A 10,515-nucleotide genomic window follows, 5' to 3' on the forward strand; every position below is an offset into this window, starting at 1 on the left:
GGTCCCCCTGCTCGGCCCACTCCTGGACGAGCGAGGGGTGTCGTGCCGGTTCCGGAGCGTGCACGAAACTGCTCAGGCAGGCTGCTCAGGCAGTTGGGGAGGCTCCCGGAAGAATTGGTGGTCCCGGAAAGGGACACGAAGCAACGCGCCACATAGACGTCGGTTGCAGACTTGAGGTTAACACTACCGGCTCCAACAAACATTCCCCCTCTCACTCACCGGCAATCACTTCTCGGCTACGGGGCGAGCGGCAGCACGCTCGCGCCCGGGGCGTCGAGGGCGAGACGGTTGGCCGCCCACCCCCCGCCCGCCAGCTGTGCGACCTTGTCGGCCGCACCGTCCTCGGCCAGCGCGAGCACCGTCGGCCCGGCACCGGAGATGACCGCGGGAACGCCCTCGGCGCGCAGTCGGTTCACGAGCTCCACGCTCTGCGGCATCGCCGGGGCGCGGTATTCCTGGTGCAGCCGGTCCTCGGTGGCGGTGAGCAGCAGCTCGGGCCGCCTGGTCAGGGCCTCGACGAGGAGTGCGGCCCGGCCGGCGTTGAAGGCGGCATCGACGTGCGGGACCGTGCGCGGGAGCAGTCCGCGGGCGGTCTCGGTCAGAACCGGCTCGCTGGGTACGAAAACCACCGGAACGATGGATTCTGCGGGGTCCATCCTGATCGCGCGCGCCGATCCGCCGTCCATCCACGCGAGGGTGAATCCGCCGAGCAGACAGGCCGCGACGTTGTCGGGGTGGCCCTCGATCTCGGTGGCGAGCTCCAGCAGCGCGGCGTCGTCGAGCCGGGTGTCGGCGCCGGTCGTCACGGCGCGGGCGGCGACGATCCCGGCGCAGATGGCGGCCGAGGAGGAGCCGAGGCCGCGCCCGTGCGGGATGCGGTTGGCGCAGACGATCTCCAGGCCGCGGGGCTGTCCGCCGAGCAGGTCGAAGGCCGTGCGCAGGGAGCGCACGAGGAGGTGCCTCTCGTCGCGGGGCAGTGTGTCGGCGCCCTCGCCCGCGATGTCGATGTGCAGTCCGGAGTCGGCGACGCGCACGACGACGTCGTCGTAGAGCCCCAGCGACAGGCCGAAGGCGTCGAAACCCGGGCCCAGGTTGGCGCTGGTCGCGGGGACGCGCACCCGGACGGCGGCGGCTCGGAAGGCAGGACCGGCCATCGGTTGGACGACTCTCCTTGTGAGGCGGCGGGGGTGGTGAAGCGATTTGTCTGTCGGTCGGGGGGTTGTGGCGGCGGGGAGTGGAATTCCGGGGAACCCGATGGCCACAACGGCCCCTGTACCGCGGCAGATGCGGCGGTACGGCTGAGTACAGCTTATCGAAGGAAGGTTCTGTGGCGACATAGGGCGCACAGGAGGCGCACGATGCGTGTCGCACGCCTCCTATGCGCTCTCCGTCCCGAAAAGGGTGGTTGAGCTGGGTTCTTGCTCACCGGGGAACGGCTTTCCGGCAATGCCGCGGGGCGTTTGCCGACCAGTGCGCCGGGCTTTGCGGAGCGGCTCCGCAAGTCCCTCGCCGGACGGATTCGCCGGGCCCTTCCGCATGGTTTTCCGGCGCCCGGAACGGGGTTTCCCACTTCCGTCGGCGGCGCCGGGCCGGATTTTTCCGCCGGCCGGTCGCCCCGGCCCGCCGCGAACGGCTGCCGCGGGCGCTCCCGGGCCCGGCCGGCCGGAAGGAACCGCACCGGCCGGGCCCGGAAGTCCTACGCGAGGCCCAGCTTCTCGGCGGCGGTGGCCGCGTCGACGGGGACCGTGACCGGCTGCGGGGCTCCCGCGACGGCCCAGTCGGGGTCCTTGAGGCCGTTTCCGGTGACCGTGCAGACGATCTTCTGGCCCGGGTCGACCTTGCCCTCCTCGGCGGCCTTCAGCAGACCGGCCACGGACGCGGCCGACGCGGGCTCGACGAAGACGCCCTCCTGGGAGGCCAGCAGCCGGTAGGCGGACAGAATCTGGCGGTCCGTCACCTCGTCGATGAAACCGCCCGATTCGTCCCTGGCGTTCAGCGCGTACTGCCAGGAGGCCGGGTTGCCGATCCGGATCGCGGTGGCGACGGTCGACGGGTCCTTGACGATCTCGCCGCGGACGATGGGCGCGGAGCCGGACGCCTGGAAGCCCCACATCCGCGGGGTGTGCGTGGACACGCCGTCCCCGGCGTACTCCTTGTAACCCTTCCAGTAGGCGGTGATGTTGCCCGCGTTGCCGACCGGGAGGACGTGGATGTCCGGGGCGTCGCCGAGCGCGTCGACGATCTCGAACGCGGCGGTCTTCTGGCCCTCGATGCGGACCGGGTTGACCGAATTGACCAGCGCCACCGGGTAGTTGTCCGAGAGCGAGCGGGCCAGCGTCAGGCAGTCGTCGAAATTGCCGTCCACCTGGAGGATCTTGGCGCCGTGCACGAGCGCCTGGCCCATCTTGCCGAGCGCGATCTTGCCCTGCGGCACGAGGACGGCGCAGACCATCCCGGCCCGCACCGCGTACGCGGCGGCGGAGGCGGAGGTGTTGCCGGTGGAGGCGCAGATGACCGCCTTCGCGCCCTCCTCCTTGGCCCGGGTGATGGCCATCGTCATGCCGCGGTCCTTGAAGGACCCGGTGGGGTTGGCGCCCTCGACCTTGAGGTGCACCTCGCAGCCCGTGCGCTCGGAGAGGACCTGAGCGGGGACGAGCGGCGTACCGCCCTCACGGAGCGTGACGACCGGCGTCGTGCTCGTGACCGGAAGGCGGTCCCGGTACTCCTCGATGATGCCGCGCCACTGGTGGGTGCCCTTGTTGGTCATGGGTCTTCACTCCCCTTCAACACGCATGATGCTGGCGACACCGCGCACGGTGTCGAGCCCGCGCAGCGCTTCGACGGTCGCCGAGAGGGCGGCGTCGGCCGCGCGGTGGGTGACGACGACGAGGGAGGCCTCGCCGCCCTGTCCGGCGGCGGCCTCGTCGCCACCGCTCGGATTCCTGCCCTGCTGACGGACGGTATCGATCGATACGCCCTGTTCGGCGAAGACCGTCGCGACCTGGGCGAGCACGCCAGGCTTGTCGGCCACGTCGAGGCTGATGTGGTACCGCGTGACGACGTCGCCCATGGGGCTCACCGGCAGTCGGGTGTACGCGGAGTCACCGGGGCCGGTGGCCTCGTTGAGCTTGTTGCGGCAGACCGCGACCAGGTCGCCGAGGACCGCGGACGCGGTGGGCGAGCCGCCGGCGCCGGGGCCGTAGAACATGAGCTGTCCGGCCGCCTCGGCCTCGACGAAGACCGCGTTGTACGCCTCGCGCACGGAGGCCAGCGGGTGGCTCAGCGGGATCATCGCGGGGTGCACGCGGGCGGTGACGGAGTTCCCGTCGGCGGCGCGCTCGCAGATCGCGAGGAGCTTGACGGTGCAGCCCATGCGGCGGGCGGAGACGATGTCGGCGGCGGTGACCTCGGTGATGCCCTCGCGGTGCACGTCGCCGATCCTGACCCGGGTGTGGAAGGCGATCCCGGCGAGGATGGCGGCCTTGGCGGCGGCGTCGAAGCCCTCGACGTCGGCGGTCGGGTCGGCCTCGGCGTAACCGAGCGCGGTGGCCTCGTCGAGCGCCTCGGAGTATCCGGCCCCGCTGGTGTCCATCCTGTCGAGGATGAAGTTGGTGGTGCCGTTCACGATGCCGAGGACCCGGTTGACCTTGTCGCCGGCGAGGGACTCGCGCAGCGGCCGGACGAGCGGGATGGCACCGGCCACGGCGGCCTCGTAGTAGAGGTCCCGCCCGTGCTGCTCGGCGGCGGCGTGCAGGGCCGCGCCGTCCTCGGCGAGCAGCGCCTTGTTCGCGGAGACGACGCTCGCGCCGTGCTCGAAGGCGGTGGTGATGAGGGTGCGGGCGGGCTCGATGCCCCCGATGACCTCGATGACGACGTCGATGTCGCCCCGTTTGACCAGGGCCGTGGCGTCGGTGGTGATCAGCGCGGGGTCGACGCCCTCGCGCGCCTTGGAGGGCCGGCGCACGGCGACCCCGGCGAGCTCGACCGGGGCGCCGATGCGCGCGGCGAGGTCGTCGGCGTGCGTCGTCATGATGCGCGCCACCTCTGAGCCGACCACTCCACAGCCCAGCAGCGCCACCTTCAGCGGACGCGTACGCATCATCCGACCTCGTTTCCTTTACATCCGATGTGTGGACCAGTCTCACTCACCAAACGGGGGTTTCTGCCACCGGTCCGGATCCTGAGACATCTATTTCATCAACCGACATCGAGACGCAGGAGATCTTCCTCCGTCTCGCGCCGGACGATCACCCGCGCCGCTCCGTCGTGCACGGCGACGACGGGCGGGCGCAGGGCGTGGTTGTAGTTGCTCGCCATCGAGCGGCAGTACGCGCCGGTGGCGGGCACCGCGATCAGGTCGCCGGGGGCGATGTCGGACGGCAGGAACGCGTCCTTGACCACGATGTCCCCGCTCTCGCAGTGCTTCCCGACGACGCGGACGAGCATCGGCTCGGCGTCGGAGGTGCGCGAGGCGAGCGCGACGGTGTACTCGGCGTCGTACAGCGCGGTGCGGATGTTGTCCGACATGCCGCCGTCGACGCTGACGTACGTGCGCAGCCCCTCCAGGGGCTTGACGGTGCCGACCTCGTACAGCGTGAAGGCGGTCGGTCCGACGATGGCGCGGCCCGGCTCGACGGAGATCCGCGGGGTGGCGAGCCCGGCGGCCTCGCACTCGCGGGTCACGATGTCGCCGAGCGCCTTGGCGATCTCGTGCGGCTCGCGCGGGTCGTCCTCGGAGGTGTACGCGATGCCGAGGCCGCCGCCCAGGTCGATCTCGGGCAGTTCCACGCCGTGCTCGTCGCGGACCTCGGCGAGCAGCTGCACCACGCGCCGGGCGGAGACCTCGAAGCCGGCCATGTCGAAGATCTGCGAGCCGATGTGCGAGTGGATGCCGATGAGTTCGAGCCCGTCGAGGGTGAGCGCCCGGCGCACCGCCTCGGCGGCCTGTCCCCCGGCCAGCGCGATGCCGAACTTCTGGTCCTCGTGCGCGGTGGCGATGAACTCGTGGGTGTGCGCCTCGACGCCGACGGTCACCCGGATCTGGACGCGCTGCCGCCTGCCGAGCCGCTGCGCGATGTGCGAGACCCGGGCGATCTCCTGGAAGGAGTCGAGCACGATGCGCCCGACGCCGACGGTGACCGCCCGCTCGATCTCCTCGGCGGTCTTGTTGTTGCCGTGGAAGGCGATGCGCTCGGCGGGCATCCCGGCGTCCAGTGCGCAGGTCAGCTCTCCGCCGGAGCAGACGTCGAGGTTGAGTCCCTCTTCCTTCAGCCAGCGCACGACGGCGCGCGACAGGAACGCCTTGCCCGCGTAGAAGACGTCGGCGTCCCGTCCGAAGGCGTCGGCCCAGGCCCGGCAGCGGGCCCGGAAGTCGCTCTCGTCGAGGACGTAGGCGGGGGTGCCGAACTCCTCGGCCAGCCGGGTCACCCCGATCCCGCCGACGGTGACCGCGCCGTCCCCGTCCCGGGTGACGGTACGGGCCCAGACCTTGGGGTCCAGGGCGTTGAGGTCGGCGGGCGGGGCCGTGTAGTGGCCCTCCGTCATGACGTCGGCGTGGCGGGGACCGGCGGGGTGTGCGGATCGGCTCATCGTGTTGCTCTGCTCTCTCGGATCTCTCAGAGGACTTCGGGTGCGCTGACGCCGAGCAGGGACAGGCCACCGGCCAGCACCGTCCCGGCGGCTTCGGCGAGAGCGAGCCGGGAACGGTGGGCGGCCGAGGGTTTCTCGTCACCGACGGGGAGCGGCGAGGCACCGTCGTGGAAGTCGAAGAAGGCCGCCGCGACGGCCTCCAGCTGCCGGGCGACCCGGTCCGGCTCGCGGTGCCGGGCGGCGGCGGCGAGCACCTCGGGGTGGTCGGCGAGCAGTGCGCCGAGCGCGGGCGCGTCCACGTCCTGCTCGTACCCGGCGTCGAAGCCGAGCCGGCGGGCGTTGCCGCTCAGCGCGCGGGTCCGGGCGTACGCGTAGCGCACCCGGAACAGCGGGTTGCTCTCCTGCTGCACGAGCAGTTCCGTGCTCCCGGTGCCCCGGGGCCGGTCGTGCGGGGCGGCCCGCAGCAGCGCCCAGCGCGCGGCGTCGGTCCCGAGCCGCTCGAAGAGGTCGCGGTCGGCGGCGGGCACCGGCACCACGTGCAGCGCCTCGCCGTCCGCGGTCCGCTCCCCCACCGTCGCCCCCCGGGCCCGGAGCAGTCGCTCGACGGTGTCGGTGACGACCCGGGCGCGGAGCTCCTCGACGGGTGCGAACGATACGGAGGTGCCGGCGAGGGCGTCCCCGTGCCCGTACGCGATGCCGTGCTCCCGAATGGTCCGAACGAGCGGTCCGAGCCCGCGCGCGGCGGTCGGCAGGGTGAAGTTCAGGAAGCCCGGTCCGGTGACCTCGACGCCCGCGATCCCCGGCGCCTCCCGGATCCGTTCCCGCAGGATCTCGGCCACGTCCCTGGCGGGCAGCGCGGCGGGTCCGGCCAGCTGGAGCGCGACGGCGCAGGCGTAGTCCCCGCGCCCGCCGGGCCTGGTCCGCTCCACCCGCACGCGCGCGGGGACGGGCGCGCGCAGGGCGTTCTCGTCGACCGCGCGACGCACGGCGTGCAGCACGGTCCTGGAGAGGTCGGCGGGGGTCACGGGACAAGCGTATGGGAGAAAGGGGGGCACATCGCGACCCGTTTCGCCATGCGGTCACCCCGCGGCGCTCTCCGCCCTCCCGGCACCGTGCCTGCCGTCGAACGACGAGGGGGCCTCCCGGTCCGCCAGCCGTCGCACGAGCCGTACCAGCTCGCTCGGCTCGAAGGGCTTCGCCAGGAACGCGTCGACGCCCGCGGCGACCCCGCTGTCCACCTCGTAGGGCGTGCAGGCGCTGATGATCGCCACGGGCAGATGTCTGGTCCGCGGGTCGGAGCGCAATCTGGTGGCGGTCTGCAGACCGTCCAGCCGGGGCATGACGACATCGAGCGTGATCACATCGGGAAGGACCCGATGCACCAGATCCAGACACTCGACACCATCGGTCGCGGTCACGACCTCGAAGCCCTCAAGCTCGAGATTGACCCTGATCAACTGCCGGATGACCTTGTTGTCGTCGACAACAAGCACGCGGCCGCACGCCCCTGACACACTCCGAGAGTAGGGGCGCCCCCGTGGCTGCGTCCGGGTTTTACCCACTTCCGCCCCCGGACGGGTGGCGCGAGGCGTTGGCCGGATGCATCCGGCGCACACCTCACGCCCCCTCCCCGGCCCTCCGCCCGGCCCCTCGACGCCGCTCCCTACGACCCGGAAATACCTGTTCACGGACACCCTCCGGAAGCTGGTAGTGTTTCCTCCGTCGCCGAGCAACACAGCGATACGCCCCCGTAGCTCAGGGGATAGAGCATCGGCCTCCGGAGCCGTGTGCGCAGGTTCGAATCCTGCCGGGGGCACCTTGCAAAAGGTGCCGAACAGGCCCTCTGATCAGGCAACAAGCCCGATCGGAGGGCCTTTTCCATGGGCGGTCGCGCATCGTCCGCGGCAGCCTTCCTCGATCCGTGTGTTCCCGCCCGTCGCCGCCGGTTCTAGATCTTCGATGTCTTCCACCAGTGGCCGCTCTTCCTCGGCACCCGCGGAACGACGACGATCCGGCCCTCGGTGAAGTACTCGACCGCACGCGCCAACTGCCGCCATCCTTCACGGGTGAAGTTGCGGCTCGCGCAGAGCATCACGCCGCGGCCCCGCGAGAAGGCGGCGTCGTCCCGGAGTCCCGGGGCCGGGACGATACAGAACTGCGGCACGGGGGAGCCCAGTGTGCGCCAGGAGAACCCGGAGATCTCGTCCCACTCCCAGAAGTCCTCGTCCTTCACGTAGTGACCCACCACGCGTTCCCCGTCCGAGCCCAGCTCGTCGCGGTAGTGGTAGATACGCAGCCCCGCCGGGGAGAAGGCGAGGCTCGTGTACGAGAGCCCCCCGATGTACAGCCCTTCCCGGCCGCCCCGTCGGTCCATGTCCGCCTCTTCTCGTCGGCGCGCCACCGCGCCGTTCGCCACCGTGCTGTTCGCCTTCGCGCGGATGTGCGTCGGTTCATGCTTCCCGGTGACCGGAACGCGCCCGGGGCTCCGGGGCGGACGTCACGGCTTCGTTCCGCGCCGGCGGAAGAAGGACCGACGCCGGGTCGGGGCCCCGGGCTCCGCGGGTGGCGTGGGGAGCGGTTTCGCCGGTGGGGCCGGTGCTGTCGGTGCCGTCGGTGAGGGTGGTGCCTCCGGTGTCGCCGGCGAGGGTGGCCGGACCGGTGTCCCCGCCGGGGCGTCCGGTTTCGCCGTCCCCTCCTGCCCTGTCGCCGCGCCGGGTTCCGACAGCGCTTCCGTCGCACGGTCCATCAGGGCCAGGCCCTGGAGCGCCGGGGCCAGCATGGCCGCGCCCTGCGCGTCCTTCGGGACGAGGGCGCCCAGAGCCCGCAGGCGGGCGCGCAGGTCGTCAACGGACTTGCGCACGTCGTCCCGCATCGAGCCGTCGTGGTGGTCCCGGGCGAGCAGTGCGGCCGTCAGCAGTGCCCGGGCCCAGTCGTGGCCCCGGTCCATCAGCCACTTGTACTCGCTGTCGGTACGGTCGGCGAACGCGCCGAAGTGCAGCAGATGGCTCTCCACCGCTGTCCGCCATGCGGCTTGCGGAGAGTGCGCGGTCAGGCGTTCGGCGAGGTCGGCCAGGGTTCCCGCCAGGTCGGCCCGCCGGCCGGGTTCTCCTCGCCCGGTGGCCGAGTAGGTCTCCTGGCCGGTCAGGGCCTGCCGCAGTCGGCGTGCCCGCGGATCGCCCAGCGCGCTCTCCGCGTACCCGAGTGCTTCCGCCAGGGAGATCGGCACGCCGGCGGACAGAGTCCGCTCCTCCGCGCGGACCGCTTCCGGGTCCAGTTCGGCGGCCCGGCCGAGCGCGGCGGCCGCACCGGGCCGCCCGGCGGCTCTCAGGTGCACCGCCTGGCGGGCGAGAGCGCGGGCCCGGCTTCCCCAGCCGACCCGGACCGCCTCCAGGACGAACGCGTCCACGCCGAGGGCGTTGTCCCAGTTGCCGCGGGCCGCCTCGATCCGGGCGGCGACATCGGCGGCCATGTCGACCGCGTAGCCGAGGTGGGCGTCCTTGTCGGCGTTGAGCACGGCGATGCCCTCTCGGTACCGGGACAGCGCCTGCCCGGCGCAGGCGAGCGCCTGATCGGGGTCCCCGTGCCGCAGATGGACCACGCTCGCGACGCTGAGCACCCGGGCCAGTTCGAGCGACCTCGGGGGGCCTGCCGCGGGCAGGCCCGCGATGGCGTAGGCCGCGATCGCCCGGTCCGCGCAGAGGAGGGCGGCCAGTCCGTGTCCGGCCAGCCCGTGCGCCCGCGCCCTGCGCATACGGACATCGGCGATCAGCAGGCGCTGCTTGGCGGCGGGGACACCCGACCGCGCGTAGGAGGTCTCGCTCTCCTCCAGCAGCCGCACCGCTTCCACCGGCCGCTCCAGGGCCGTGTGCGAGGCGGCCATCGTGTACAGGAGGGACGCGAGCATCTCGAACAGCCGCGGCTCGTCGGGGCGGGAGCTCAGCTCCCCGCGGACGATGTCCACCGCTTCCTGGTGCAGGCGCAGCGACTCCTCCCGCGCGCCCGTCGCGGAACCACCGCCCCGCTGGGCCTCCAGACCCTGCCAGTACAGCGCACCGACCCGGTCCTCCCACCCGCTGTGACCGGCCTGCATGCCGCCTCCGTCCGGGTACGCCCCCTGCCGGGCACCCGTACCCGGCACACTTCCGTTCCCACGGGGCAGAGTTCGCCAAGTATGCACGGATGAGGGGGAGTTGGTACAGGGCGCCGGACCGCATCGCGGGGTGGGCGAGGAGTACGGACCGGGCGTCCGCCGCGGGCTACTCCCCCGGTTCCTCCGGCCCTCCGGAGGAACCGATCTGTTCGGCCTTCAGGGCCAGGTCCTGGAGCACGTCGGCGGAGGTCACGTCCGTCCGGCCGGAGTCGTGCACCTGGGCCAGCATCGCGAAGGCCAGGGTGAACGCGCCGACCAGTTGTTCCACCGCGGCGCCGACCTCGCGGCCGATGAGTGTCGCGACCTCGTCGAGCGAGGCGTTCTCGGGGACGGAGATCCGGGGCATGGTCTCGTTCAGGAGGACCGTCACCACGCCGGGGTCGGTGTCCAGGTCGTTCCGGTCGGCGTCCTCCTCCAGGAGCCGACGGATCTCGCCCGCCTCCGTGAGGATGCCCACCACGCGCTTCACCACTTCGCTCTGCTCCATCCGGCGAGCATAGGTGCGGGGTGGCGCGACCGGTCCGACACCGGGATCACCGACACGCCGTCACCCGTGACCGCCCACCGGGACCGAACCGTGACCTCGCGGTGGCCCGAGTCGTTTTCGCCAACGGCGTGGACGCGCCGGACGGCCCGCCGACGCCGGCGCGGGGGCCGGGCGGGGACGCCTCGCCCAATGCGGCCGAGAGCTGCGGCGACCTGGCGGGGTCGGCGTTCCGGCGGCCGGACACATCGGCTCGCACCGTCCGCGCAACCGGCTCCGCCGACGCGGCACC

The 10,515-nt window shown here is 72.2% G+C and carries 9 protein-coding genes and 1 tRNA gene; 1 reads left to right on the top strand and 9 read right to left on the bottom strand.

Annotated elements, in window-relative coordinates:
• Positions 1-236: 236 nt before the first annotated feature.
• The 6 genes from thrB to ABZZ04_RS04980 form a co-directional block, all read right to left on the bottom strand.
• A complete protein-coding gene (gene thrB / locus ABZZ04_RS04955; RefSeq protein ID WP_356930780.1) occupies positions 237-1,154 on the bottom strand; it encodes a homoserine kinase in 918 nt (305 codons plus the stop codon).
• Positions 1,155-1,696: 542 nt separating this feature from the next.
• Positions 1,697-2,767 (bottom strand): threonine synthase, encoded by a 1,071-nt coding sequence (gene thrC / locus ABZZ04_RS04960; RefSeq protein ID WP_356930781.1) that lies wholly within the window; start codon positions 2,765-2,767, stop codon positions 1,697-1,699.
• 6 nt (positions 2,768-2,773) lie between these two features.
• A complete protein-coding gene (locus ABZZ04_RS04965; RefSeq protein WP_356930782.1) occupies positions 2,774-4,102 on the bottom strand; it encodes a homoserine dehydrogenase in 1,329 nt (442 codons plus the stop codon).
• A gap of 95 nt (positions 4,103-4,197) precedes the next feature.
• Positions 4,198-5,589, bottom strand: a complete 1,392-nt coding sequence (gene lysA, locus ABZZ04_RS04970) for a diaminopimelate decarboxylase (protein WP_356930783.1) — start codon at positions 5,587-5,589, stop codon at positions 4,198-4,200.
• 26 nt (positions 5,590-5,615) lie between these two features.
• Positions 5,616-6,614, bottom strand: coding sequence for an ArgS-related anticodon-binding protein NrtL (gene nrtL / locus ABZZ04_RS04975; protein WP_356930784.1), 999 nt, complete (start codon positions 6,612-6,614; stop codon positions 5,616-5,618).
• Between the two features lie 54 nt (positions 6,615-6,668).
• The gene (locus tag ABZZ04_RS04980) at positions 6,669-7,103 is read right to left on the bottom strand and encodes a response regulator (protein WP_356930785.1); all 435 of its coding nucleotides are present in this window, start codon (positions 7,101-7,103) and stop codon (positions 6,669-6,671) included.
• Positions 7,104-7,333: 230 nt separating this feature from the next.
• Here ABZZ04_RS04980 and ABZZ04_RS04985 point away from each other — a divergent pair.
• Positions 7,334-7,405 (top strand) — tRNA-Arg (locus tag ABZZ04_RS04985).
• 132 nt (positions 7,406-7,537) lie between these two features.
• Here ABZZ04_RS04985 and ABZZ04_RS04990 read toward each other — a convergent pair.
• The 3 genes from ABZZ04_RS04990 to ABZZ04_RS05000 all read right to left on the bottom strand — a co-directional run bounded on the left by ABZZ04_RS04990 (position 7,538) and on the right by ABZZ04_RS05000 (position 10,226).
• Entirely contained in the window at positions 7,538-7,963 is a 426-nt protein-coding gene (locus ABZZ04_RS04990) for a hypothetical protein (protein WP_356930786.1), read from the bottom strand.
• Positions 7,964-8,086: 123 nt separating this feature from the next.
• Entirely contained in the window at positions 8,087-9,679 is a 1,593-nt protein-coding gene (locus ABZZ04_RS04995) for a hypothetical protein (RefSeq protein WP_356930787.1), read from the bottom strand.
• Positions 9,680-9,845: 166 nt separating this feature from the next.
• Positions 9,846-10,226 carry a hypothetical protein gene (locus ABZZ04_RS05000; RefSeq protein WP_356930788.1) on the bottom strand — a complete coding sequence of 127 codons (381 nt, stop codon included), beginning with the start codon at positions 10,224-10,226 and terminating at the stop codon, positions 9,846-9,848.
• Positions 10,227-10,515: the final 289 nt, after the last annotated feature.

Source organism: Streptomyces sp. NPDC006435, assembly GCF_040612315.1.
Taxonomy (GTDB): Bacteria; Actinomycetota; Actinomycetes; order Streptomycetales; family Streptomycetaceae; genus Streptomyces.